The sequence below is a fragment of the Streptomyces sp. CS113 genome (assembly GCF_002188365.1).
In the GTDB taxonomy this organism is placed as follows: Bacteria; Actinomycetota; Actinomycetes; order Streptomycetales; family Streptomycetaceae; genus Streptomyces; species Streptomyces tendae.
The window spans coordinates 3,129,195-3,154,929 of record NZ_KZ195574.1 but is presented as its reverse complement, the minus strand read 5'-3'; the positions used below and the strand labels follow the sequence as shown (position 1 = coordinate 3,154,929).

Below are 25,735 nucleotides of genomic sequence, written 5' to 3'. Positions count from 1 at the left end.
GTACAACCTGATGGGAGCGGCCAGTGACATTCGGTGAGCAGCCGGCGTATCTGCGTGTCGCGGGTGATCTCCGCAAGAAGATCGCCGACGGCCTGCTGCCGCCCCATACCCGCCTCCCGTCCCAGGCGCGGATCCGCGAGGAGTACGGCGTCTCGGACACCGTCGCGCTGGAGGCCCGCAAGGTGCTGATGGCCGAGGGGCTGGTCGAGGGCCGCTCCGGTTCCGGCACCTATGTGCGCGAGCGGCCCGTCCCGCGCCGCGTCGCCCGCTCCGGGTACCGGCCGGCGGGCGGCGCCACGCCCTTCCGCCAGGAGCAGGCCGACGGCGACGGGCGCGGCACCTGGGAGTCGCGCAGCGAGCAGGCCGAGGCGAGCGGGGCCGTCGCCGAGCGGCTGGGGATCAAGCCCGGCGACCGGGTGATGTGCACGCGGTACGTCTTCCGGGAGGCCGGTGAGGCCGTGATGCTCTCCACCTCGTGGGAGCCCCTGGACCTGACCGGCCGCACCCCGGTGATGCTGCCCGAGGAGGGGCCGCTCGGCGGCATGGGCGTCGTCGAGCGCATGGCCGCCATCGACGTCGTCGTGGACAACGTCACCGAGGAGGTCGGCGCCCGTCCCGGCCTCGCCGAGGAGTTGCTCGCCCTGGGCGGCGTACCGGGGCATGTGGTGCTGGTCGTCCACCGCACGTTCTACGCCTCCGGGCGCGCGGTGGAGACCGCCGACGTGGTCGTCCCGGCCGACCGTTACCGGGTGGCGTACCACCTGCCGGTCCGGTAGTCCGTCAACCAGCGCCACGGCCGGGGGAGTTCAACCGCCCGGCCGCGACCTGAGCCGGTGTGAGATGGCGCACGCCTGTCGTGCGCCTCCCGCGCTCCAGCCCGGCCCCCGCACGGCCTCACGGGCCCGCGGCGCCGCACGCGCCGGCGCCGCGATCCGGCCGTTTCCCCAGGTCGCCTCGCCCGGTCCCGTCATGCCCGCGACCGGAGGTGTCGGGGTGCGCAGACGGCGCGTTCCGCATCGTGCGCCCCCTGCGTTCTGGCTGGTTGCGTACCTCTTTGTGTAAAGCCGTATTCGCTCCGTGAAGGTTGGGCGTAGGCTCGGGCATATGCGGATTGCGGTTTCCTTGGCGGGCGGGGCGCGGCGGGTGCCGCGGGCGGCGGGAACGGGAAGCGGAGGGGCGCGATGAACGACAGCACGGTCACTCTTCCCTGGCTGGTCTTCCGGCAGGACGACAACGGCAATCGCTACCGCGTGGGCAGGTACGCGACCCGGGCGGAGGCCCAGCAGATCGCGGACACCCTCGACGGTCGCGGGCACAAGCAGCTCTACTGGGTCGAGAAGCTCGGCACGGCCGGAACGGCCACGACGGACTGACCCACCGTGGACCGATCACCGCGGACCGGCCGACCCTGGTCCGGCCGACCCCGGACCGACCCACCGTGGACCGACCTGCCGCGGACCGACCCACGGCGGCGGGCCGGGCAGGCCGTAGGCTCCGGCGCATGACGGAACGGATCGTGGTGGGCGCCGCCCTCGTCGACGGCGGGCGCCTGCTCGCCGCGCGCCGCAGCGCACCCGCCGAACTGGCCGGACGGTGGGAGCTGCCCGGCGGCAAGGTCGAGCCGGGCGAGACGCCCGAGGCGGCACTCGTGCGCGAACTGCGCGAGGAACTCGGGGTGGCGGCCGAGCCCGGTGAGCGCGTCCCGGGGCAGTGGCCCCTGAGGGCGCCGTTCGTCCTCCAGGTGTGGACCGCCCGCCTGCGCCCCGGCTCCGCCGCCCCCGAACCCCTTGAGGACCACGACGAACTGCGCTGGCTGACCCCCGGCCAGGTCTGGGACGTGCCCTGGCTCGACCAGGACGTACCGGCCGTCGAGCGGGTGCTCGCCCACCTCGGGCGCGAGGTCGGGCCCCGGTGAGCGGTACCGCGCCCGGATAAAGGGTATGTGCCCATTAACCCCATGAAAACGGACAGGGTGGGGTCGTCGGCCGGGGAAGTGATCGGCGTGAGTGACGGCGAGGGCGACTGTGCCGAGTGGGTCTTCCCCGCGGCGCCGGACGCCGTGCGCACCGCCCGCTCCCTGGTCCGCCGCACGCTGGGCGAGTGGCGGCTCGACAGCATCGGGGACATCGCCGCCCTGCTGGTGAGCGAGCTGGTCACCAACGCGCTGCGGCACGCCACCGGCCCCATCGGTGTCCGCCTGGTGTGCGACCCCGCCGGAGCCGCCGGGGCTGCCGGGGTTCTGCGGGTGGAGGTCTCCGACCCGCTGCCCGACCCGCCCCGCGAGCGCGTCGCCCGCCCCGACGACGAGGACGGCCGGGGTCTGCAATTGGTGGCGTCCGCCGCGCGCCGCTGGGGGACCCGCCCCGGTGAGGCGGGGAAGACCGTGTGGTTCGAACTCGCCCTGCCGCGCTAGCGCGACAGTCCCGTGACGCACCGTCGCCGTCGCGCCGGTCGAACGTCCGTAATGTCCCGACATCGTCCCTGGCCCCGGCCGTCAACCGGTTCAGGCCAGTGGCAGTTGTGGAACTGCGTGATTCGATGCCGTGTCCGCTGGTTAGAAGACTGGAAGTGTTGTCGCGGTCCGGACCGAAAACCATCGGGACCGTGCTGTGATCGTGAACACCGTGTCGTGCGGCGCCGTAGTGCTGGATACTGCGGGCAGCCGCCTCCGGTGACCGGTGCCGGATGCGGTGAGCTGGAGGGGACGGTTCGCGTGAGCGAGATACCAGCGAGGGCCAAGGAGCCCACGGAGTCCACGGAGTCCGAGGGCCCGTCGGCAGACGCGCCACTCGGTGACGCGGTGTGGCAGAGCAGCCCGCCCGGCTCCATCTACGACTACATCAAGGTCGCCTCCTTCTCCATCGGCCCCGACGGGCTCGTCGACCAGTGGAGCCTGCGTGCGGAGCAACTGCTCGGCATCCGGGCCGAGGACGCGGTGGGCACCGATCCCATCGAGGCCTTCATCGATCCCGACCTGCGCGAGCGCGGCCAGCGCAAGATGACCGAGATCCTCGACGGGCGGGAGTGGACCGGCGTGGTCCCCTTCCGGACCCCGGACGAGGACGAAGGAACCGGCCGACAGGAGACCAACCGACAGGAGACCGGCGGGCAGGAGACCGGCCGGCAGCCGGGAGAGCGGCGCGGACGGCGCGGGCTGGCCGAGGTGTACGTCATGCCGACGCGCACCGAGGACGGGGAGAAGGCCGCCGTCTGCATCGTCGTCGACGTCCGCGTCCTGCGCAGCATCGAGACCGATCTGGCCGCGTCGCAGGCCATATTCGGCCAGTCTCCGTTCGGCTTCCTGCTGATCGACCCCGACCTGCGGGTGCGCCGCGCCAACCAGCGGTTCGCCTCCATCTTCGGCGGCACCCCCGACGACCACCGCGGCAAGGGCGTCCACGACTACCTGCCGCGCGCCGAGGCCGACCGGGTCTCGGCGACCCTGCGCCGGGTCCTGGAGACCGGCGACTCCATCACGGACATGCACGTCACGGGCTTCGTGCCGAGCTCGGAGGAACGCCGCCACTGGTCCGTCAACCTCTACCGCGTGCACAGCGGTTCCGGCCGGCCCATCGGCGTCGCCTGGCTCGGCACCGACATCACCGCCCGCCGCCAGGCCGCCCGCGAGGCCGCCAACGCCCGGCGCAACCTCGCCCTCCTCAACGAGGCCGGCGCCCGCATCGGTAACTCCCTCGACCTGGAGACCACCGCCCGCGAACTCCTCGACGTCGTCGTCCCCGGCTTCTGCGACCTGGCCACCGTCGACCTCTACCAGGGCTTGCTGGTCGGCGACGAGACCCCGCCCGGACTCGCCGACGGCAGCGCGGAACTGCGCCGCGTCGCCTTCTCCAGCGCCGTCTCCGACGCCCCGTTCCTCGGCACCGGCGAGCGGGTCAAGCTCGGTGCCGTCCACCACTACCCGTTCAACTCGCCCTGTGCCGACGCCCTGCGCACCGCCCGGCCGCGCTCCGTCCCCGCCGAGGACGGGGGCCTCGTGCAGTCCACGCTCGCCGTGCCGATGGTCGCCCACGACACGGTCGTCGGACTCGTCCAGTTCGCCCGTACCAAGGGCAGCGAGCCGTTCGGCGACCGCGACCGCGACCTCGCCGTGGAACTGGCGGCGCGCGCCGCCGTCTGCATCGACAACGCCCGGCTCTACCGGCGCGAGCACGAACGCGCGCTGATCCTGCAACGCTCCCTGCTCCCGCCCGGGGACCCGGAGGCCTCCGGTCTCGACATCGCCTGCCGCTACCTGCCCGGCGAGGCGGCCACCGGCCGGGCCAGCGAGGTCGGCGGCGACTGGTTCGACGTCATCGAACTCCCCGGTCACCGCACCGCGCTCGTCGTCGGCGACGTCATGGGCCGCGGTCTGCGCGCCGCCGTCGCCATGGGCGAACTGCGCACCGCCGTACGCACCCTGGCCCAGCTCGACCTCGAACCGGCCGAGGTGCTCTCCCAGCTGGACGAGATCGCCCGCGGCCTCGGCGCGCCCGGAGGGGTCCAGCAGGCCACCCGGGCGGCCCGCCGCCCCCGCGAGGCCGACCTGTCCGAGGTCTACCTGGCGACCTGCGTGTACGCCGTCTACGACTCGGTGACCAGGCGCTGCACCTTCGCCAACGCGGGCCACCTGCCGCCCGTCCTGCTCGAGCCCGGCGAGACCGCGCTGATGCTGGACGTGCCGCCCGGCCTGCCGCTGGGCGTCGGCGGGGAGCCCTTCGAGGAGGTGGAGGTCGAACTGCCCGAGGGTGCCCTGCTCGCCCTCTACACCGACGGCCTTGTCGAGAGCCGCGACCACCCCCTCGACGAGGGCCTCCAGGCCTTCGTGGGCGCCCTCACCGACCCCGCCCAGCCCCTGGAGGACGTCTGCGACCAGGTCCTCAACACCCTCGACAGCCACCACGGCGAGGACGACATCGCGCTGCTCATGGCCCGCGTCCAGGGCCTGCCCAGCGAGAGCGTCGGCGACTGGACCCTGCCGCGCGAGCCGCGCAGCGTCGGCCGGGCCCGCGAGTACGCCCGCGCCCAGCTGCTCGCCTGGGACATGGAGCCGCTGGTCGACACCACGGAACTGCTCGTCAGCGAGCTGGTCACCAACGCGCTCAGGTACGGCGAGGGCGAGATCAGGCTCCGCCTGCTGCTCGACCGCACCCTGGTCTGCGAGGTCTGGGACTCCGGCCTGGTCCAGCCGCGCCGGCGCCGCGCCCGCGACACCGACGAGGGCGGCCGCGGGCTGCAACTGGTCGGCCTGCTCAGCGCGGCCTGGGGCTCACGGCGTACGCCACGCGGCAAGACGGTCTGGTTCGAGCTGCCCCTGCCGGGTGCCGACACCCAGCTCACCGACCCGGCGGAGGCCCTGCTGAGCCTGTTCTGACCCGGCCCGGAGTCGTCCGGGTGCGGGCCCGCCGGGTGCGGCGCACATGCCCGTACCCGGCCAGCAGCAGCGCCGCCCCGGCCGCGACCAGGGGCGGCACCAGATCGCCGGAGATCATCGCCACGCACCCCCGACCGCAACCGGAAGACCGGTTCGAGTCGTCCCCGCTGGCACCACGCTCGCAGCGTATGCACGGCGACCGGCCACCGCGACCGGAGCCGGGCCACAGGGAGGGGACACCGTGGAGGACACGGAACCGAGAAACACGGAACCGGGAAGCATCGAACCGAGAAACACGGAACTGGGAAGCACCGAACCGGGAAGCACCGGACCGAAAGCCGCCGACGGCGAGGACGGGCCACCGGGGCCACCCGCACCCGACGACGAAAGCGGCACGGATGGTGCGGATGGGAACCGGGACGCCGAAGGCGAAGCCGAGGCGACCCGACGAACACGCCGCCGCACCCGCACCCGCACCCGCACCCGCACCCGCACCCGCACCCGCATCCGCCGGACGGCCCTAGCCGTCCTCCTGGTCCTGCTCGTCCCCCTCCTCACCGCCGAGACAGCCCTCCGCATCAACTACATGGGCGACCCCGCCGACGGCACCTACACCAGGAACCGCGACGCGATCTGGCTCGGCCACGCGTGGGTCGACGGCCGCAAGGACGACGCGGACCTCGCCGCCTTCGCCCGCCGCGTCAAGGCGACCGGCATCCGCGACCTCTACGTCCACACCGGCCCGATGGAGCACGACGGCACGCTGCCGAAGTCCCTCTACCCCAGGGCCCGCTGGCTGGTGGACGCCGTGCACCGCGAGATGCCCGGCGTCCGCGTCCAGGCCTTCCTCGGCGACGTCCTCGCCACCGAGAGCCCCGACGGCATGCGCCTGGAGAAGGCCGACACCCGCGCCGCCGTCGTCGGCTCGGCCCGCCAGGTCCTGGACGTGGGCTACGACGGCGTCCACCTCGACCTGGAGCCCCTGCACTCGGGCGACCGGAACTACCTCTCCCTCCTGGACGACGTCCGCGCCGTCACCCGCGCCCGGGACGCGCAGCTCTCCGTCGCCGCCCACCAGATCGACCCGCTGCCCGGCTTCCACTCCTTCTGGGGCACGGTCGCCGGACACCCCAAGTGGTGGTCCCAGGAGTTCTTCGGCCAGGTCGCCCGCCGCGTCGACCAGATCGCCGTCATGTCGTACGACACCATGCAGCCGCTGGAGAGCCTGTACGGCGGCTACGTCGCCCAGCAGACCTCGCTGGCCCTGGAGGCCACCCCGCCGACCACCCACCTCCTGATGGGCCTGCCCTTCTACCACGAGAACCGCTTCGGCCACTGGAACCACGCGGAGACCGTCGCCGCCGCCGTCCGCGGCGTCCGCCTCGGCCTGTCCCGCACGGACGCCGGCCGCGAGAGCTTCGGCGTCGCCGCGTACATCGACTTCGCGGCGACGGACGAGGACTGGGAGTCGTACCGCGACGGCTGGGTCCGCTAGGCGCCGTCCCGGGACCGGCGCCCGATCTTCGACCCCAGCCAGACCAGCGGGTCGTACTTGCGGTCGACGGCCCGTTCCTTCAGCGGGATCAGCGCGTTGTCCGTGATCTTGATGCCCTCGGGGCAGACCTCCGTGCAGCACTTGGTGATGTTGCAGTAGCCGAGGCCGTGGTCGTCCTGGGCCGTGCGGGACCGGTCCAGGCCGGTGTCACCGGCGGCGTCCAGCGGGTGCATGTCCAGCTCGGCGACGCGCATGAGGAAGCGCGGGCCTGCGAAGGCGGGCTTGTTCTCCTCGTGGTCGCGGACCACGTGGCAGGTGTCCTGGCACAGGAAGCACTCGATGCACTTGCGGAACTCCTGCGAGCGGTCGACGTCCTCCTGCATCATCCGGTACTCGCCCGGTCCGAGGTCGGCGGGCGGTACGAAGGCCGGGACCTCGCGGGCCTTGGTGTAGTTGAAGCCGACGTCGGTCACCAGGTCGCGGATCACCGGGAAGGCGCGCAGCGGCGTGACGGTGACCGTCTCCTCGCGGGTGAACACGGACATGCGGGTCATGCACAGCAGCCGGGGCCGCCCGTTGATCTCCGCCGAGCACGAACCGCACTTGCCCGCCTTGCAGTTCCAGCGCACCGCGAGGTCGGGGGCCTGGGTGGCCTGGAGGCGGTGGATGATGTCGAGGACCACCTCGCCCTCGTTCACCTCGACCGTGAAGTCCTCCAGGCCGCCGCCCTCCACGTCACCGCGCCACACCTTGAAGCGGGCCTCGTAGCCGCTCATTCGGACCGGCCCTCCAGTTCCTCGTCGGCGAGGTACTTCACCAGCTCCTCCTTGTCGAAGAGGGCGAGCAGGTCGGGCCGGATCGGCTCGGTGGTCTGCCGCTCCAGGGCGATCCGGCCGCGCTCCGGGTCCGCTTCCGCGCGTTCGCCCGTCGGGTCGGCCAGCGAGCAGAGCAGGTTGGCCGGGCGCCAGCGCCGGTCCATCGACGGATGGTCCTCGCGGGTGTGCCCGCCGCGCGACTCGGTGCGCTCCAGCGCGGCCCGCGCCACGCACTCGCTGACCAGCAGCATGTTGCGCAGGTCCAGGGCGAGGTGCCAGCCCGGGTTGAACTGCCGGTGCCCCTCCACGCCCGCCCGGCGGGCGCGCACCCGCAGCTCCGCCAGCTTCTCCAGGGCCTGCTTCATCTCCGCCTCGCGGCGGATGATGCCCACCAGGTCGTTCATGGTCTGCTGGAGTTCCTGGTGCAGGGTGTACGGGTTCTCCGGCGGCCCGGCGCCGGGCTCGTGCGCCTCGGCGGAGAACGGCCGCAGCGCCTCCGCGGCGGCGGCGGCGACCTGCGCGTCGTCGACCCGGGTGCGCGCGCCCCCGTCCGTCCGCCCCTCGGCGTACTCGGCGGCGTGCCTCCCGGCCCGGCGCCCGAACACCAGCAGGTCGGACAGCGAGTTGCCGCCCAGCCGGTTGGAGCCGTGCATGCCGCCGGCCACCTCACCGGCCGCGAACAGCCCCGGTACGCCGCGCGCGGCCGCGGTGTCGGAGTCGACGGCGACGCCGCCCATCACGTAGTGGCAGGTGGGCCCGACCTCCATCGCCTCGGCCGTGATGTCGACGTCCGCCAGCTCCTTGAACTGGTGGTACATGGAGGGCAGCCGGCGCCGGATCACCTCGGCGGGCATCCGGGTCGACACGTCGAGGAACACCCCGCCGTGCGGTGACCCGCGGCCCTCCTTCACCTCGGCGTTGATCGCGCGGGCGACCTCGTCGCGGGGGAGCAGCTCGGGCGGGCGGCGGTTGTGGTCCGGGTCGTCGTACCAGCGGTCGCCCTCCGCCTCCGACTCGGCGTACTTCTCCTTGAAGACGTCCGGGATGTAGTCGAACATGAACCGCTTGCCCTCGGAGTTGCGCAGCACCCCGCCGTCGCCGCGCACCGACTCGGTGACCAGGATGCCCTTCACCGAGGGCGGCCAGACCATGCCCGTCGGGTGGAACTGCACGAACTCCATGTTCAGCAGCGGCGCCCCGGCCAGCAGCGCCAGGGCGTGACCGTCGCCCGTGTACTCCCACGAGTTCGACGTCACCTTGAACGACTTGCCGATGCCGCCGGTGGCGATCACCACCGCCGGTGCCTCCAGGACGAAGAAGCGGCCGCTCTCGCGTTCGTAGCCGAAGACGCCCGAGACCGTCCGGCCCTCCTGGAGCACGCGGGTGACCGTGCACTCCTGGAAGACCTTCAGCCGGGACTCGTGGTCGCCGGTCTCGCGGAAGTCCTCCTGCTGGAGCGAGACGATCTTCTGCTGGAGGGTGCGGATCAGCTCCAGGCCCGTGCGGTCGCCGACGTGGGCGAGGCGCGGGTACTCGTGGCCGCCGAAGTTGCGCTGCGAGATCCGGCCGTCCTTCGTACGGTCGAAGAGCGCACCCCAGGTCTCCAGCTCCCACACCCGCTGCGGGGCCTCCTGGGCGTGCAGTTCGGCCATCCGCCACTGGTTGAGGAACTTGCCGCCGCGCATGGTGTCGCGGAAGTGGACCTGCCAGTTGTCGCCGGAGTTGACGTTGCCCATGGAAGCGGCGATGCCGCCCTCGGCCATCACGGTGTGCGCCTTGCCGAACAGCGACTTGCAGATCACGGCCGTACGGGCGCCCCGTTCGCGGGCCTCGATCGCGGCGCGCAGCCCGGCGCCGCCCGCGCCCACCACGACGACGTCCCATTCCTGCCGGTCGACCACGGACATCAGAAGGCCTCACTCATCAGAAGAAGCGCGGATCGTCGAAGGCACCGGACGCGACCAGATACACGTAGAAGTCGGCGAGCGCCACGCTCACCAGCGACGCCCAGGCGAGCTGCATGTGCCGGGCGTTGAGCCGGCCGACCAGCTGCCACATCCGGTAGCGCACGGGGTGCCGGGAGAAGTGCCTGAGCTTGCCGCCGACGATGTGCCGGCAGGAGTGGCAGGAGAGGGTGTACGCCCAGATCAGCACGATGTTGGCGAGGAACACCAGGGTGCCGAGCCCCATGTGGCCCCACGCGTAGTGCTCGTCGCGGAAGGCGAGCACGGTGTCGTAGGTGAGGATCAGCGCGACCAGCAGCGCCGCGTAGAAGAAGTACCGGTGGACGTTCTGGAGGATCAGCGGGAAGCGGGTCTCGCCGGTGTACTTCTTGTGCGGCTCGGCCACCGCGCAGGCCGGCGGGGACGCCCAGAAACCCCGGTAGTAGGCCTTGCGGTAGTAGTAGCAGGTCAGGCGGAAGCCGAGCGGGAAGATCAGAATGATGATCGCGGGGGAGATGCCCCACCAGGTGCCGAACAGCTCCCAGTTGGGGCCGCCGCGCATCGGCTCGCAGTTCTCCGCCAGACAGGGGGAGTAGAAGGGCGAGACGTACGGCGCCGCGTAGTAGTCGGCGTTCGCGAAGGCCCGCCAGGTCGAGTAGACGACGAAGGCCAGCAGGCCCGCGGCGGTGGCGGCCGGTGCCAGCCACCAGCGGTCGGTGCGCAGGTGCGGGGCGCGGATGGCGGCGCGCGTCGGGGTGTGGACGCCACCGTCCGGGGGCCGGTCTTCGGTGGCTGGAGGTTCGGTGCCAGTGGCCACGGGCGACTCCGGTCGGTCGGGTCGGGTTGAGGACCTGTCTCGAGTCCCCGGGACGGCCTAGGGGGCGCGGCGGTCGCGGGCGCCGAGACCCTCGTCGTCCGAATCCGTCCACAGTGAGCCGTCGTACGGCGTGTCGGGGATCGGGACGAGGTCCGGACGCCTGGGCGCGTCCGGCGGGGCGACCGCCGCCCGCAGCAGCGCGACACTCTCGCGCAGGTGGTCGGCGTCGGCGCGGACCCGGCGGACGTCCAGGCCACCGCTGCCCAACTGCTGTTCCAGCCGGGTCACCGTCCGGGACAGGTCGTCCAGGCTGCGCTGTGCCGATGACAGATCGTCGTGCACGGACAAGACGTGACCTCACTTCCGTCGGACACGGCAGCGGCCGGCCGGCCCTGGGGGGTTACGTTCATGCGCCTGAGAGTGTCGCGCGTCACACCAGTCGCTGGGAAGGGATGTGCAGCGATTGGCCGGGGCGTGTCGGTGCACCGCGGGTGGCGTTGCGCCGCACGGGTGACGTTACGCACCGTCGTCGCCGTGTCTCCCAGCGTGGCGGAACCGTTTCCCCTTCAGTGGCCGCATCCCCGTCCGGATACAAATGATCAACTTGAATACCGCACATACGGCAAATGCGGCACCACGCAGCAAACGCGGCCTTCCGGAGGTAGCAGAGATGTCCCACGTCGGCGTCGGACCGCGCGCGGTCATGCGTTCGGTCGCCTTCCTCACCGCGGGTGTCCTCGCGGTCCCCGCGCTGGCCGGCTGCACCTCCGAGGACCCGTCGGGCAAGCCGCTCGCCGAACAGGACGTCGCCGCCGCGGCCCGCGCCCGGATCTCCGACGGCGGCACCCTGCGCTGGGCCGTGGACTCCGTGCCGGACACGCTGAACGCCTTCCAGTCCGACGCCGACGCCACCACGACCCGCGTCGCGCAGGCCGTGCTGCCCTCGATGTTCCGGATGGACGAGACGGGCAGCCCGGTGCGCAACCCCGACTACCTGGAATCGGCCGAGGTCGTCGACACCGAGCCCAAGCAGGTCGTCGTCTACAAGCTGAACCAGCAGGCCGTCTGGAGCGACGGCCGGGAGATCGGCGCCGCGGACTTCGCCGCCCAGTGGCGCGCCCTGTCCGGCAAGGACAGCGCGTACTGGACCGCCCGCAACGCGGGCTACGACCGGATCGAGAAGATCGAGCGCGGCGCGAACGACCTGGAGGTCAAGGTCACCTTCAGCCGGCCCTACGCCGACTGGAAGGCGCTGTTCACGCCCCTGTACCCGAAGGACGTCACGGGCACCCCCGACGCCTTCAACGACGGCGCCCGGCGGACCCTCAAGGTCAGCGCCGGCCCCTTCGCCGTCAAGAAGGTCGACACCAAGGGCGACCAGGTCGTCCTCACCGGCAATCCGCGCTGGTGGGGCGAGCCGGCGAAGCTCGACCAGATCGTGCTGCGCGCCGTCCCCCGCGACGAGCGGGTCTCCGAACTGGTCGCCGGCGAGCTCGACCTCGCCGAGATCGACCCGGAGACCGCCGACGAGGTCGGCCTGGCCGCAGGGCCCCGCGGCCCCGCCACCGGCACCCCGCTCATGGGCCCCGGCGGCACCCCGGCCCCGGGGGCCCAGGGGAAGTCGGCCGCCGAGGCGCTGCGCTCCTGGGCCGTCGCCAACGGCTCCGACGAGGAGGCCGCCGAGGAGGAGGTCCTCGCCCGCGAGGAGCGGCGCGAGGCGGAGGCGAAGGCCCGGCGCCGCCAGCAGGCCCTGAGCGGCTTCGAGGTCCGCAAGTCGCTGGAGCCCGCCTACACCCAGCTCGCCCTCAACGGCGCCGACGGCCCCCTCGCCGACGAGCGCGTCCGCCGGGCCGTGGCCCGCGCCCTGGACCGCCAGAAGCTGGCCGAGGCGGTGCTCAAGCCGCTCGGCCTGCCCACCGAGCCCGTGGGCAGCCACCTCGCGCTGTCCGGCCAGCCCGCCTACGCCGACGGCAGCGGCGCCCTCGGCGAGCAGAACGCCAAGGAGGCCCGGGCCCTGCTCGCGGACGCCGGCTGGGTCCCCGGCGGTCCGGTGAAGAAGAAGGACGGCGAGGAGGCGGCCGGCGCCGAGAAGGACGAGAAGGACCAAGGCGAGAAGGACGGAAAGAAGTCCGAGGGCGACGACGACGGCACGTACATCGTCGGCGAGGACAACAAGAACGAGGACAACAAGAACGAGGACAACAAGAACGAGGACGACAAGAGCGACGGCGACCGGAACGACGGCGGCGACGACGCCAAGGACGGCGCCGACCGGGAGAGCGGCGAGAAGCACAGCAGCGGCAAGAACACCGCACAGGGCGGCGCGCCCGGCGCCTACGCCCCCAAGGGCACCGCGGCCCCGGCCGGCGCGGCGGCCGCCCCGCTCGCCAAGGACGGCAAGGCGCTCACCCTCCGCTTCGTGCTCCCCTCCGGCCCCGGCTCCGGGACCCTGCGCACCGTGGCCGACCGCATCACGGACATGCTCGAGGAGATCGGCATCGGCACCGAGGTCACCAAGGTGTCGGACGAGAGCTACTTCAAGGACCACATCGCCGCCGGCGAGTACGACCTGGCGCTCTACTCCTGGCCCGCCTCCGCCTTCCCCGCCACCGACGCCCGCCCCATCTACGCCAAGCCCGTCCCGGCCGCCGACGGCTCCCTGAACGTCGCGCAGAACTACACCCGGGTCGGCACCGACCAGGTCGACCAGCTTTTCGACCGGGCCATGACCACCCTGGACCAGAAGGAGGCCCGGGACCTGCTGCGCAAGGCGGACTCGCGGATCTGGGCGGCGGCCGGCTCCGTCCCCCTCTACCAGCGCCCCCAGCTGGTGGCGGCCCGCGAGAACCTGGCCAACGCGGGAGCCTTCGGCTTCGAGACGCCGGTCTACGAGGACATGGGCTTCCTCAAGAAGGGCGCCCAGGGGTCCCGGCCCTCCGCCCCGGCCCCGTCCTCGCCCTCGTCCTGAACCCTCCCGGCAAGCCGCAGTCTCCGGAGCCCCGTACCATTGGGTGAGGCCGTGGCATGTACCGCCCGGCAGGCCCGCGTGACACGGACGTCCGCGAGGGCCGTCCTCACACGCTCCGGGAGTACGCCTCACATGACCGCGTCTACAACGCGTCACGACATCCGCAACGTCGCCATCGTTGCCCATGTCGACCACGGCAAGACCACGATCGTCGACGGAATGCTCAAGCAGGCCGGTGCCTTCGCCGCGCACCAGCTCGAAGGCGTCGACGACCGCATGATGGACTCGAACGACCTGGAGCGTGAGAAGGGCATCACGATCCTCGCCAAGAACACGGCGGTGAAGTACCACCCCAAGGATGGCGGCGACGTCATCACCATCAACATCATCGACACCCCCGGCCACGCCGACTTCGGCGGCGAGGTCGAGCGCGGTCTGTCGATGGTCGACGGTGTCGTGCTCCTCGTGGACGCCTCCGAGGGCCCGCTGCCACAGACCCGCTTCGTGCTGCGCAAGGCGCTCGCCCAGCGGCTGCCGATCATCCTGTGCATCAACAAGACGGACCGTCCGGACGCCCGGATCGACGAGGTGGTCAACGAGACCTACGACCTCTTCCTCGACCTGGACGCCGACGAGGAGCAGATCGAGTTCCCGATCGTCTACGCCTGCGGCCGGGACGGCGTCGCCTCCCTCACCAAGCCCGAGGACGGCACGGTTCCGACCGACTCCACCAGCCTGGAGCCGTTCTTCTCGACGATCCTGGACTACATCCCCGCGCCGACCTACGACGCGGACGCCCCGCTCCAGGCGCACGTCACCAACCTCGACGCCGACAACTTCCTCGGCCGCATCGCGCTGCTGCGCGTCCACCAGGGCGAGCTGAAGAAGGGCCAGACCGTCGCCTGGATGAAGCGCGACGGGTCCGTGCAGAACGTGCGGATCTCCGAGCTGATGATGACCGAGGCGCTCACCCGCAAGCCCGCCGAGAAGGCCGGCCCCGGTGACATCTGCGCGGTCGCCGGCATCCCGGACATCATGATCGGCGAGACCCTGGCCGACGTGGAGAACCCGGTACCGCTGCCGCTGATCACGGTGGACGAGCCCGCGATCTCCATGACCATCGGCACCAACACCTCCCCGCTGGTCGGCCGCGGTGCCACCGGCAAGGGCGCCGACAACAAGGCGGCCGTCAAGGACCGCAAGGTCACCGCCCGCCAGGTCAAGGACCGGCTGGACCGCGAGCTGATCGGCAACGTCTCGCTCCGCGTCCTGGACACCGAGCGCCCGGACGCCTGGGAGGTGCAGGGCCGCGGCGAGCTGGCGCTGGCCATCCTGGTCGAGCAGATGCGCCGGGAGGGCTTCGAGCTGACCATCGGCAAGCCGCAGGTCGTCACCAAGGAGGTCGAGGGCAAGACGTACGAGCCCGTCGAGCGCATGACGATCGACGTGCCCGAGGAGCACATGGGCGCGGTCACGCAGCTGATGGGCGTACGCAAGGGCCGGATGGACAACATGTCCAACCACGGCTCCGGCTGGGTCCGCATGGAGTTCGTGGTGCCCTCGCGCGGCCTGATCGGTTTCCGTACGGAGTTCCTCACCCAGACCCGCGGCACCGGCATCGCGCACTCCATCCACGAGGGCCACGAGCCCTGGTTCGGCACCCTCACGACCCGTAACAACGGCTCGCTGGTCGCCGACCGCTCGGGTGCCGTCACCGCGTTCGCGATGACGAACCTCCAGGAGCGCGGCGTGCTCTTCACGGACCCCGGCACCGAGGTGTACGAGGGCATGATCGTCGGCGAGAACTCCCGCGCCGACGACATGGACGTGAACATCACCAAGGAGAAGAAGCTCACCAACATGCGGTCGTCCTCGGCCGACTCGTTCGAGGCGATCGTCCCGCCGCGCAAGCTCTCCCTGGAGCAGTCCCTGGAGTTCTGCCGCGACGACGAGTGCGTCGAGGTGACCCCGGAGGCCGTTCGCATTCGCAAGGTGAACCTGGACGCCCGCGAGCGCGCCCGCGCCGCGAGCCGCGCCAAGCACGGCTGACCCGCCCGCCGCTCCGGCGGCGGCGTAGCCCGGGTGCCCCCATCATGGGGGCACCCGGGCTTTTTTCAACCGGTTTTTCGGACGCCGGGCGTCCGTTCCGACCGCCCGAGCCCTCCCATGTGTCCGACATGCGGAGATCGGCGCCCGATAGCCATGTAACACGTCCGTTTCGCGGCCTTCTCGTCCCGAACGGTTTGTCCAGATTTTGGAAGAGATACCCCTCAGCCGTGACCGAATTGAGATTTAAAGACGGTGGTCGGTTCTTCTGCTCATGGCAGATAGTTAGCCGCGTAACGCTCGGGTCAATGGGTCAAGCGCTGTGGGGACAGTGCCGACTCACGAGCACCAAGGGGTGACTGAGCTTCCGTCAGGGGTGTCGGAAGCCAGATGAATTGCCCCTCCTGTCGGTGAACACGTGGAGTCATGAGGAGGAGTCCCATGCGCGGTGTCACGAACACCAGGTGGGTCACACGGTCCGTCGTCCGTAGCTGTGCACCGTCGGACGGCGACCGACTCTGAGGAGCGGGCCGGCCGCTGAAGTCCGGGCATCCGGCTACGCGCGTCCGGCTGCGGGTTTCCGGTGTCCTCCGGAACGTCCCGACGCTTCTTCATGATCCGTACCCGCGACGGCGCACACCCCGCGCCCGTCGCCCGGTCCGGCACACCCACACCTGTGAAACGGACGAATTGTGACGAGTCCAATCGACATTGAGGACGGCGGAACGGCAGCCGTCGCCGACGCTGCTCCGCAGCCCGCCAAGGCGGGGGAGGAGAAGGGGCACGAAGGCCGGTCACCCGGGCAGTTGATGTGGATCCGGTTCAAACGCGACCGGACCGGGGTGGTCTCCGCGTGCATCGTGATCCTCTACTTCGCCGTCTCCGCGCTGGCCCCGCTCATCGCGAAGGTGTACGGGAAGAACCCCTACACGCTGTACGCACGGGAGCCCGAATACCCCTTCCTCCTGGACGACTTCGCCATGCCCACCGGCTCCTTCGGCGGCATGTCGGGCGACTTCTGGTTCGGCGTCGAACCCAAGCTGGGCCGTGACGTGTTCACCATGCTGCTGTACGGCATGCGCACGTCCCTGTACATGGCCGTGCTCGTCACCACGCTCTGCGTCGTCACCGGCGTGCTCATCGGGATGGTCAGTGGCTTCTTCGGCGGCCGGGTCGACTACTGGCTCGGCCGGGTCACCGACTTCTTCCTGGCCTTCCCGCAGCAGCTCTTCTTCATCGCCTTCATGCCCGTCGTGACCGCGATGTTCGTCTCCCCGCAGGACGAGACCCCCACCTATCTCAGGGCCGTGGCCATCACGCTGGTGATGTGGTTCCTCGGCTGGATGGGTCTGGCCCGTCTGGTGCGCGGGTCGGTACTGACGCTGCGGGAGCGGGAGTTCGTGGAGGCGGCCAAGGTGTCCGGGGCCTCTCCCTGGCGCATCGTGCGCAAGGAGATCCTGCCGAACATCGTCACCCCGATCCTGGTGCAGGCCACCTACATCCTCCCGAGCACGATCCTGTCCATCGCCTTCCTGTCGTACATCGGTGTGGGCTTCGTCGAACCGACCCCGGACTGGGGCCGCATGTTCGCCATCGGTGCCGACGTGTACGAGCAGGACCCGATGTTCATGTTCTTCCCCGGAGTGGCGTTGGTCGTCTTCGTCCTCTCCTTCAACCTTCTCGGCGACTCCGTCCGGGACGCTTTCGACCCCAAGACCGGACGGTAACCGTCCATTGGTGGGTGGGGGCGCTGCCACCCCCGGGCCGGGCTTCCGGACCGTCAGGCAGCACTCGTGGACAACTATCGACAGGCAGGTGGACCGGCATCATGAAGCCCATCAGAACCCGCACCACGCGCACCACGCGCGCCATAGCCGTGGCCATCGTGGCCGGCGCGCTGGTGCTGACCGGCTGCTCCGGCGACAACGACGGCGGCAGCGGCAAGGGCAAGAGCGACGCCAAGGACCAGAAGGACGCCGCGCAGCAGCAGGACCCGGTGGCCTACGGCGACGCAGCGGCGTCCACCGGTCCGGCCGAAGACGTCACCGGATCGAAATCCGGCGGATTCATCAACGTCTACATGCAGTCGGACATGACCCACTTGGACCCGGGTCAGATCTACGTCAGCGACGCCGGCCAGTTCGCCAACCTGATCCACCGCGGTCTGACGAACTTCCAGGAGGACGACAAGGGCAACCTGACCGTCGTCGGCGACATCGCCACGGACTCCGGCCAGTCCTCCGACGGCGGCAAGACCTGGACGTACAAGCTCAAGGACAACATCAAGGACGACCAGGGCAACCCCATCACCTCGGCGGACGTCCGGCACACCATCGAGCGCCAGTACTCGAAGGTGATCTTCGACGGTCCGACCTACGTCCAGTCCTGGCTCTCGGGCAACGACTACCGCAAGGCGCTGCCGGACGGCCCCTACAAGGGCAAGCACCTGCCGGACTCGGTGCTGGAGACGCCGGACGACAAGACGGTCGTCTTCCACTTCTCCCAGCCGCGCCCGGACCTGCCCCAGGCCCTCGCCATGGCCGGCTACGCCATCGTGCCCGAGAAGCGGGACACGAAGGAGAAGTACGACGACGCCCCGGCCTCCCTCGGTCCCTACAAGATCGAGGAGTACAAGCCCGGCAAGTCGATGAAGCTGGTCAAGAACACGCAGTGGGACCCGAAGACGGACTCGGTGCGCCACCAGTACGTCGACGGTTACAACTTCAGCAGCACCATCGACCAGGCCAGCCAGACCAAGCGGCTCATCGCCGACCAGGGCGAGGCCAAGAACGCCATCCAGTTCACGGACTCGGTCGACCCGGCCCAGATGTCGAAGGTCATCAGCGACCCGGCGGCGAAGAAGCGCACCATCCAGGGCTACCAGGTCTACGTGTGGCAGCTCAGCTTCAACCTGGACCGCCTGAAGGACAAGAAGGTCCGCGACGCGATCACCTACGCGATCCCGAACCAGTCCATGGTCCAGGCGGACGGCGGCCGTTACGGCGGCGAGGTGGCCGGTGGCCTGCTCGCGCCCACCCTGCCGAACTTCGACCCGAAGTACGACCCGTTCGGCAAGCTGAAGAACCCGAACGGCGACCCGGAGAAGGCCAAGGCGCTGCTCAAGGAGGCCGGCGTCCAGGAGGGCACCAAGCTCACCTACGCCTACTCCAACACCCCGCGCGGCCAGGCCCAGATGGTCATCATCAAGGACGCCCTGGCGAAGATCGGCTTCGACGTCCAGGCCAAGGAGATCGACCGGGCGAGCTTCTACGAGCAGGTCGGCAAGCTGAACAACCCGTACGACCTGTACATGACCGGCTGGGGCCAGGACTGGCCCAACGCGTCCACGGTCATCACCCCGGTCTACGACGGTGAACTGGTCGCCGACGGCGCGTCCAACTACTCGCACATCGACGACGCCCAGGTCAACCAGCTCATCAAGACGGCCCTGACGCAGGAGCCCGAGGAGGCGGCCAAGACCTGGGAGAAGGCCCACCACCGCATCGTGGAGGAGGTCAACCCGGCGGCCCCGGTCTACTACTCGAAGCAGATCCAGCTCTACGGGTCGAACATCGGCGGCGCGCGGTACAGCAACGAGTCGAGCTACATCGACATCAACGACCTGTACCTGAAGCAGCCGTAGCCCGTCGGTTCGGCTGACCGTGGGGGTGCGCGCCACGCGGGGCGCACCCCCACGGAGGACTTCTCCACCTGCCGCCGCTGTCCCGAAGAGAGCATCCACCTGCCATGCTTCAGTTCCTCGTCCGCAGGCTGATCGGCGCATGCGTGATCATCTTCCTGATCGGCGCCTTCACCTTCTTCCTGTTCTATACGATCCCCCAGGACTTCGCCGAGCTGTCCTGCGGCAGAAACTGCTCCCCGGAGAACATCGCGGTGATCCGCGAGAACCTCGGCCTCGACAAGCCCATCGCCGCCCAGTTCTGGGAGTTCATGTCGGGCATCGTGAGCGGCCGGGACTTCAACCAGGGGCACTGCTCGGCACCGTGTCTGGGCATGTCCTTCGACACCGGGCAGTTCGTCTGGGACTCGATCATGGACCGGTTCCCGCTCACGCTCTCGCTGACGGTGGGCGGCCTGGTCATCTTCCTGATCCTGGGCCTCGGTTCGGGTCTGATGGCAGCCTGGAAGCGCGGCACCGTCGTGGACAAGGTCGTCAGTGGCGCCTCGATCGTCCTCAGCTCCTTCCAGATCTACTTCCTCGGCCCGATCGTCCTCGGCATCCTCGTCTACCAGTCGGGGATCATGGACAACCCGAAGTACGAGCCGTTCACGGAGAACCCGATCGCCTGGGTGGTCGGCATGATCATCCCCTGGTGCGTGATGGCCACGATCTTCACCGCCCAGTACACCCGTATGGCGCGGTCGACCATGATCGAGCAGCTCCAGGAGGAGCACGTCCGCACCGCACGGGCCAAGGGCATGAAGCAGCGCTACGTCTTCTTCCGCTACGCCTGGCGCGGCTCGCTGATCCCGATCGTCACGATTCTCGGCATGGACCTCAGCGCGCTGCTGTCCGGGGCGGTGGTGACGGAGTTCACCTTCGACCTGGCCGGCATCGGCCGTCTCGCGGTCGACTCGTCGTTGACCAAGGACCTGCCGGTGACGATGGGCGTCATGCTGTTCGGAGCCTTCTTCATCCTGCTCCTGAACATCCTGGTCGACCTCGCCTACGCCTTCATCGACCCGCGCGTGCGGCTCAGCTAGGAGAACTCCGTGAGCACTCTGACCAAGACCGAAGGCGAGGCGGCCCCGGCCGGGCCGGAGTCCTTCCTCTCGGTCCGCGACCTCCAGGTGCGGTTCTCCACCGAGGACGGCGTCGTCAAGGCGGTCGACGGCCTGTCCTTCGACGTCGAGCGCGGCCGGACCCTCGGCATCGTGGGGGAGTCGGGCTCCGGCAAGTCCGTCACCAACCTCACCGTGCTCGGCCTGCACAATCCCAAGACGACCACGGTCGACGGCGAGATCGTCCTCGACGGCAAGGAACTGGTCACGGCGACCGAGAAGGAGCTGGAGAAGCTCCGCGGCAACAAGGTCGCCATGATCTTCCAGGACCCCCTGACCGCCCTGTCGCCGTACTACACGGTGGGCCGGCAGATCGCCGAGCCGTTCATGAAGCACACCGGCGCGTCCAAGAAGGAAGCGCGGGCGCGGGCGATCGAGATGCTGACCAAGGTCGGCATCCCGCAGCCCAAGAGCCGCGTGGACGACTACCCGCACCAGTTCTCCGGCGGTATGCGCCAGCGCGCGATGATCGCCATGGCCCTGGTCTGCGACCCCGACCTGCTCATCGCCGACGAGCCGACCACGGCCCTGGACGTCACGGTGCAGGCCCAGATCCTGGACCTCCTCAAGGACCTCCAGCAGGAGTTCGGCTCTGCCATCGTTTTCATCACGCACGACCTCGGGGTCATCGCCGACATGGCCGACGACCTGCTCGTGATGTACGCGGGACGGGCCGTGGAGCGCGGCAGCGCCGCCGAGGTGCTGCGCAGCCCGCGGCACCCCTACACCTGGGGCCTGCTCAGCTCGATGCCGCGCCTCGGCGGCAGCCTCGACCAGCCGCTCAGCCCGATCCCGGGCACGCCGCCCAGCATGCTCAACCCGCCGTCCGGGTGCCCCTTCCACCCGCGCTGCGCGTTCAAGGGCGAGGTGGGCGGCGACCGGTGCGCCACCGTGCGTCCCCCGCTCGGCGAGGGACGTGCCGCGGCCTGCCATCTGACGGCGGAGCAGAAGCAGACCATCTTCATCGACAAGATCCAGCCCCGGCTGCGCTAGGGAGACCGATTCATGAGCGACGAACTCACCCTTCCCGCGCAGCAGGGCCCCGTTGCCGCCCCGCCCGAGGCGCTGCTGAGGGTCCAGGGCCTGACCAAGCACTTCCCGGTCTACGGCGGCTTCCCGATCAAACGCAAGGTGGGCGCCGTCCAGGCGGTGGACGACGTCGACCTGACCGTCGGCGCCGGGGAGAGCGTCGGCCTGGTGGGCGAGTCCGGCTGCGGCAAGTCCACCACGGGCCGGCTCATCACCCGGCTCCTGGAGCCGACCGGGGGGAAGATCGAGTACGCGGGCCGGGACATCAGCCACGCCTCACGCCGGCAACTGGCGCCCGTCCGTTCCGAGATCCAGATGATCTTCCAGGACCCGTACTCCTCGCTGAACCCCCGGCAGACCGTCGGCACGATCATCAAGTCGCCCATGGAGGTCAACGGGATAAACCCGAAGGGCGGCCGGGACAAGAAGGTCCGCGAACTGCTCGAACTCGTGGGTCTCAACCCCGAGCACTTCAACCGCTTCCCGCACGAGTTCTCCGGCGGCCAGCGCCAGCGCATCGGCGTGGCCCGCGCCCTGGCCCTCAACCCGAAGCTGATCGTGGCCGACGAGCCGGTCTCCGCGCTCGACGTGTCCATCCAGGCACAGGTGGTGAACCTGCTCCAGGAGGTCCAGCGGGAACTGGGCATCGCCTTCCTCTTCATCGCCCACGACCTGGCCGTCGTACGGCACTTCTCGCAGCGCGTCGCGGTCATGTACCTCGGCAAGGTGGTCGAGGTCGGCGACCGGGTCTCCATCTACAGCAGGCCCCGGCACCCCTACACCCACGCCCTGCTGTCGGCGGTCCCCGAGGTCTCGACGTTCGACGAACCGGAGGACCGCGAGCGCATCCGCCTCGCCGGCGACGTGCCCTCCCCGATCATGCCGCCGTCCGGCTGCCGGTTCCGCACCCGCTGCTGGAAGGCGCAGGACAAGTGCGCCAACGAGGTCCCGCCGCTGGTGCGCGTCGCGGGCAACCACGAGGGCCACCTGACCGCCTGCCACTTCCCGGAGGAGCCGACGACCGCGGCCCGCGACGAGGACATCGTCCTGGACCCGGCGCTGGTGGCCCTGGAGGACGTGGAGAAGGACTGACCCCGCCACGGCGACACAGACCGAGGGCCCGCGCCTGGGGAGGCACGGGCCCTCGGTTTCCCTGGAAGCGGACGAGTCCGGGCTCGGGTCAATGGGCCATGGACGGTCCCTTCCGCGGGCGGTGCCGACAGAAAGGGGTGTTGTCAGGCGGCCGCCCGGGGGCTCTTGGTCAGACGGGGCGAGGGTACGTCATCCGTCTCCGGGTAGTGGCAGGCGGTCAGGTGTCCGGCCTTGTTGCCCTCCACCTGCACCAGCGGCGGAGCCTCGGACGCGCACTTCTCCGTCGCCTTCCAGCACCGGGTGCGGAAGCGGCAGCCCGAGGGCGGGTTGATCGGCGAGGGCACGTCGCCGACGAGCCGGATGCGCTCGCGGGGCGTGTCCTCCACCGTGGCCTCGGGCACGGCGGAGAGCAGGGCCCGGGTGTAGGGGTGACGCGGGTTGTCGTACAGGTCGTCGCGGTCGGCGATCTCCACGATCTTACCCAGGTACATGACCGCGACGCGCTGCGAGAAGTGCCGCACGACGGCGAGGTCGTGGGCGATGAAGACGAACGCGATGCCCAGCTCCCGCTGCACCTTCTGGAGCAGGTTGACGACCTGGGCCTGGATGGACACGTCGAGCGCGGAGACCGGCTCGTCGGCCACGATCAGCTTCGGGTCGAGGGCCAGGGCGCGGGCCACGCCGATGCGCTGGCGCTGGCCGCCGGAGAATTCGTGCGGGAAGCGGTTGAAGTGCTCGGGGTTGAGACCCACGATCTCCAGCAGCTCGCGCACGCGGTTCTCCCGGCCGCCGGCCGGGTTGATGTTGTTGATCTCCATCGGACCCGCGATGATCTTGCCGACCGTCTGCCGCGGGTTGAGGGAGGCGTACGGGTCCTGGAAGATCATCTGGATCTCGGACCGGATCGGCGCGAGCGCCCTGCGGCCCGCGTGCGTGATGTCCTGGCCCTTGTAGAGGACCTTGCCCTCCGTGGGCTCCAGCAGGCGCGTGATCAGCCGGCCGGTCGTCGACTTGCCGCACCCGGACTCGCCGACCAGGCCCAGGCTCTCGCCGGCGCCCACGGTGAAGTCGAGGCCGTCCACGGCCCGGACCGCACCGACCGTGCGGGAGATCGGGAAACCGCCCTTGATCGGAAAGTGCTTGGTCAGGCCGCTGACGTCCAGGAGCGTTTCCGCGTTGCTCATGATGGTGAAGTCCTGTCTCTTGTACGTCAGTTGTGCCGCGAGGCGAGGGAGTCGGCGAACAGCTCCTTGCGCTGCTCCTTGGGCAGGTGGCAGGCGGAGCCGCGGCCGTCGAGCACCTCGAGCACCGGCTGCTCCGAGGAGCACAGCCCGCCCGCGACCTTCTCGACGAAGGCGCACCGCGGGTGGAACCGGCAGCCGGAGGGCGGGTTGAGCAGCGAGGGAGGCGAGCCCGGGATCGGCTCCAGCGGTACGTCGACCGGTCCGTCCAGGCTCGGCATGGAACTCATCAGGCCCAGCGTGTAGGGGTGCTGCGGGTCGCGCAGCACCTCCTCCTTCGTACCGCGCTCCACGCACCGGCCGCCGTACATCACCAGGACGTCGTCCGCGATGTCGGCGATGACCCCGAGGTCGTGCGTGATGAAGACGATGGCCGTGCCGAACTCCTGCTGGAGGTCCTTGAGCAGGTCCATGATCTGCGCCTGCACCGTCACGTCCAGGGCCGTGGTCGGCTCGTCCGCGATGAGCAGCTCGGGGTCGCAGACCAGGGCCATGGCGATCATCGCGCGCTGGCGCATACCGCCGGAGAACTGGTGCGGGTAGTCGTCCACCCGCATCTCCGGCTGCGGGATGCCCACCCGGCGCAGCATCTCGATCGCCCGCGCCCGCGCCTCCTTCTTGGAGGCGCCGGTGTGCTTGCGGTACGTCTCGCCGATCTGCTTGCCGATGGTGTGGTACGGCGACAGCGAGGCCAGGGCGTCCTGGAAGATCATCGCCATCTTGTTGCCGCGCAGCCGCTCCAGCTCCCGCTCGGTGGCGGTCAGGAGGTCCTTGTCGTCGAGCAGGATCTCGCCGTCGATCGAGGTGTGGTCCCGGTCGTGCAGGCCCAGGATCGTCAGGTTGGTGACCGACTTGCCCGAGCCCGACTCGCCGACGATGCCGAGCGTCTTGCCCTTGGCGAGGTCGAAGGAGAGCCCGTCGACGGCCTTGACGATGCCGTCCTCGGTGGAGAAGTGGACCTTCAGGTCCCTGACGGAGAGGAAGGGCTGCTGTTCGGTGCTCGTCACGGGGACGCTCCAGGAGGTGATGCGGGGGGTAGCCGGGTGAGGCGGTGGGAGAGGCGACTGTGGCGGGCGGAGATCAGGCGAGCCGGATCCGCGGGTCGATGAGGGCGTAGACCGCGTCGACGACGATGTTGAACATCACGATGGCGCCGGCCGCCAGCACGGTGACGCCGAGCAGCATGGGCAGGTCGCTCTTGAACACGGACTCGATCGCGAGCCGGCCGATGCCCTGGATGCTGAAGGTCGTCTCGGTGATGATGGCACCACCGATCAGCACACCGAGGTCGACGCCGAAGATGGTGACGATGGGGCCCATCGCACCGCGCCAGGCGAAGCGGAAGAAGACGTTGCGCCTCGACAGGCCCTTGGCCCGCGCGGTGCGCACGTAGTCCTCGCTGAGCTGCTCCACCATCTGGGAGCGCGTCATACGGGTGTAGTTGGCGGTGAAGATGATCGACAGCACCAGCCAGGGCAGCAACAGGCCGGACATCCAGGCGACCGGGTCGTCGGTCAGCGGCGTGTACGACGGCTGGCTCAGGATGCCGAGCTCACCGACCAGGAAGAACATGGCGATGTAGCCAACGAAGTAGATCTGCAGCGAGGAGCCGAGCAGCGACACGGAGCTGGCGAACTTGTCCAGGAACTTGCCCTGCTTCGAGGCCGCGAGCATGCCGGCGCCGATGCCGATGATCAGGAAGAAGATGGCCGCGCCGAAGGCGAGCGACAGGGTCGTGGGCAGCCGGTCCATGATCGTGCCGTAGACGGGCTCGCTGTTGGCGAACGAGTAGCCGAGGCAGGGAGCGTCGCAGCGGCCGTAGCCGGCGTAGTCGCGGCCCGCGAAGATACCGGTGAGCCAGTGCCAGTACTGCATGACGATCGACTCGTCGATGCCCAGGTTCTTCCGGATCTGCTCAAGGTTTTCCGGCGTGCAGTTCTTGCCGCAGGACATCATGGCGGGGTCGCGCGGCACGGCGTAGAAGAGCCAGAAGGTGATGGCGCTGATGATCAACAGAATGACCAACGCGCCGAAGACTCGGCGGACTAGGAAGCGGAACATGGGGCGTGACTTTCCGGACGGGGCGCCGTCGCCGGGGTGAGAGGGGGGTGGGCC

The 25,735-nt window shown here is 70.1% G+C and carries 20 protein-coding genes; 13 read left to right on the top strand and 7 right to left on the bottom strand.

Annotated features, from left to right (window positions below; genetic code table 11):
• The first annotated feature begins 23 nt into the window (after nucleotides 1-23).
• The 6 genes from B9W62_RS13560 (at nucleotide 24) to B9W62_RS13535 (ending at nucleotide 6,866) form a co-directional block, all read left to right on the top strand.
• A complete protein-coding gene (locus B9W62_RS13560; protein WP_087807425.1) occupies nucleotides 24-776 on the top strand; it encodes a GntR family transcriptional regulator in 753 nt (250 codons plus the stop codon).
• A gap of 405 nt (nucleotides 777-1,181) precedes the next feature.
• Entirely contained in the window at nucleotides 1,182-1,373 is a 192-nt protein-coding gene (locus tag B9W62_RS13555) for an SPOR domain-containing protein (RefSeq protein WP_087807424.1), read from the top strand.
• A 128-nt stretch (nucleotides 1,374-1,501) separates the two neighbouring features.
• Complete coding sequence (locus tag B9W62_RS13550) at nucleotides 1,502-1,915, top strand: (deoxy)nucleoside triphosphate pyrophosphohydrolase (RefSeq protein WP_087807423.1); 414 nt, start codon at nucleotides 1,502-1,504, stop codon at nucleotides 1,913-1,915.
• Between the two features lie 57 nt (nucleotides 1,916-1,972).
• On the top strand, nucleotides 1,973-2,413 hold the full coding sequence (locus B9W62_RS13545) for an ATP-binding protein (protein ID WP_087807422.1): 441 nt from the start codon (nucleotides 1,973-1,975) through the stop codon (nucleotides 2,411-2,413).
• Between the two features lie 300 nt (nucleotides 2,414-2,713).
• Nucleotides 2,714-5,371, top strand: a complete 2,658-nt coding sequence (locus B9W62_RS13540) for a SpoIIE family protein phosphatase (protein ID WP_087807421.1) — start codon at nucleotides 2,714-2,716, stop codon at nucleotides 5,369-5,371.
• Between the two features lie 241 nt (nucleotides 5,372-5,612).
• Nucleotides 5,613-6,866 carry a glycoside hydrolase family 18 protein gene (locus B9W62_RS13535; RefSeq protein WP_087807420.1) on the top strand — a complete coding sequence of 418 codons (1,254 nt, stop codon included), beginning with the start codon at nucleotides 5,613-5,615 and terminating at the stop codon, nucleotides 6,864-6,866.
• On the opposite strand, the gene B9W62_RS13530 is transcribed toward B9W62_RS13535, so the two are convergent.
• Genes B9W62_RS13530 through B9W62_RS13515 form a run of 4 tightly spaced genes read right to left on the bottom strand, consistent with a single transcriptional unit; the run spans nucleotide 6,863 to nucleotide 10,789 of the window.
• Entirely contained in the window at nucleotides 6,863-7,642 is a 780-nt protein-coding gene (locus B9W62_RS13530; protein ID WP_087807419.1) for a succinate dehydrogenase/fumarate reductase iron-sulfur subunit, read from the bottom strand. The two genes, B9W62_RS13535 and B9W62_RS13530, sit on opposite strands and share 4 nt — an antisense overlap.
• Nucleotides 7,639-9,588, bottom strand: coding sequence for a fumarate reductase/succinate dehydrogenase flavoprotein subunit (locus B9W62_RS13525; RefSeq protein WP_087807418.1), 1,950 nt, complete (start codon nucleotides 9,586-9,588; stop codon nucleotides 7,639-7,641). Before B9W62_RS13525 ends, B9W62_RS13530 begins: the two co-directional genes overlap by 4 nt.
• Before the next feature lie 16 nt (nucleotides 9,589-9,604).
• Nucleotides 9,605-10,441 (bottom strand): hypothetical protein, encoded by an 837-nt coding sequence (locus B9W62_RS13520; protein WP_087807417.1) that lies wholly within the window; start codon nucleotides 10,439-10,441, stop codon nucleotides 9,605-9,607.
• A 57-nt stretch (nucleotides 10,442-10,498) separates the two neighbouring features.
• Nucleotides 10,499-10,789, bottom strand: a complete 291-nt coding sequence (locus tag B9W62_RS13515) for a hypothetical protein (protein WP_087807416.1) — start codon at nucleotides 10,787-10,789, stop codon at nucleotides 10,499-10,501.
• A gap of 322 nt (nucleotides 10,790-11,111) precedes the next feature.
• Here B9W62_RS13515 and B9W62_RS13505 point away from each other — a divergent pair, with 322 nt between their 5' ends.
• The 7 genes from B9W62_RS13505 to B9W62_RS13475 all read left to right on the top strand — a co-directional run bounded on the left by B9W62_RS13505 (nucleotide 11,112) and on the right by B9W62_RS13475 (nucleotide 22,379).
• Nucleotides 11,112-13,409, top strand: a complete 2,298-nt coding sequence (locus B9W62_RS13505) for an ABC transporter family substrate-binding protein (RefSeq protein ID WP_087807414.1) — start codon at nucleotides 11,112-11,114, stop codon at nucleotides 13,407-13,409.
• 132 nt (nucleotides 13,410-13,541) lie between these two features.
• Nucleotides 13,542-15,458: a translational GTPase TypA gene (typA, locus tag B9W62_RS13500; protein ID WP_087807413.1), complete on the top strand. Its 1,917-nt coding sequence runs from the start codon at nucleotides 13,542-13,544 to the stop codon at nucleotides 15,456-15,458.
• A gap of 689 nt (nucleotides 15,459-16,147) precedes the next feature.
• Entirely contained in the window at nucleotides 16,148-17,182 is a 1,035-nt protein-coding gene (locus B9W62_RS13495; RefSeq protein ID WP_087807412.1) for an ABC transporter permease, read from the top strand.
• A gap of 101 nt (nucleotides 17,183-17,283) precedes the next feature.
• A complete protein-coding gene (locus B9W62_RS13490; RefSeq protein WP_087807411.1) occupies nucleotides 17,284-19,098 on the top strand; it encodes an ABC transporter substrate-binding protein in 1,815 nt (604 codons plus the stop codon).
• Between the two features lie 104 nt (nucleotides 19,099-19,202).
• Entirely contained in the window at nucleotides 19,203-20,180 is a 978-nt protein-coding gene (locus tag B9W62_RS13485) for an ABC transporter permease (protein ID WP_087807410.1), read from the top strand.
• A gap of 9 nt (nucleotides 20,181-20,189) precedes the next feature.
• Nucleotides 20,190-21,251 (top strand): ABC transporter ATP-binding protein, encoded by a 1,062-nt coding sequence (locus B9W62_RS13480; protein ID WP_087807409.1) that lies wholly within the window; start codon nucleotides 20,190-20,192, stop codon nucleotides 21,249-21,251.
• 12 nt (nucleotides 21,252-21,263) lie between these two features.
• Nucleotides 21,264-22,379, top strand: a complete 1,116-nt coding sequence (locus tag B9W62_RS13475) for an ABC transporter ATP-binding protein (protein WP_087807408.1) — start codon at nucleotides 21,264-21,266, stop codon at nucleotides 22,377-22,379.
• Nucleotides 22,380-22,522: 143 nt separating this feature from the next.
• Here the strand turns inward: B9W62_RS13475 and B9W62_RS13470 are convergent, their stop codons facing one another.
• The 3 genes from B9W62_RS13470 to B9W62_RS13460 form a co-directional block, all read right to left on the bottom strand.
• Complete coding sequence (locus B9W62_RS13470; protein WP_087807407.1) at nucleotides 22,523-23,563, bottom strand: ABC transporter ATP-binding protein; 1,041 nt, start codon at nucleotides 23,561-23,563, stop codon at nucleotides 22,523-22,525.
• A gap of 26 nt (nucleotides 23,564-23,589) precedes the next feature.
• Nucleotides 23,590-24,627 carry an ABC transporter ATP-binding protein gene (locus B9W62_RS13465; RefSeq protein ID WP_087807406.1) on the bottom strand — a complete coding sequence of 346 codons (1,038 nt, stop codon included), beginning with the start codon at nucleotides 24,625-24,627 and terminating at the stop codon, nucleotides 23,590-23,592.
• Nucleotides 24,628-24,700: 73 nt separating this feature from the next.
• The gene (locus tag B9W62_RS13460; protein ID WP_087807405.1) at nucleotides 24,701-25,681 is read right to left on the bottom strand and encodes an ABC transporter permease; all 981 of its coding nucleotides are present in this window, start codon (nucleotides 25,679-25,681) and stop codon (nucleotides 24,701-24,703) included.
• Nucleotides 25,682-25,735: the final 54 nt, after the last annotated feature.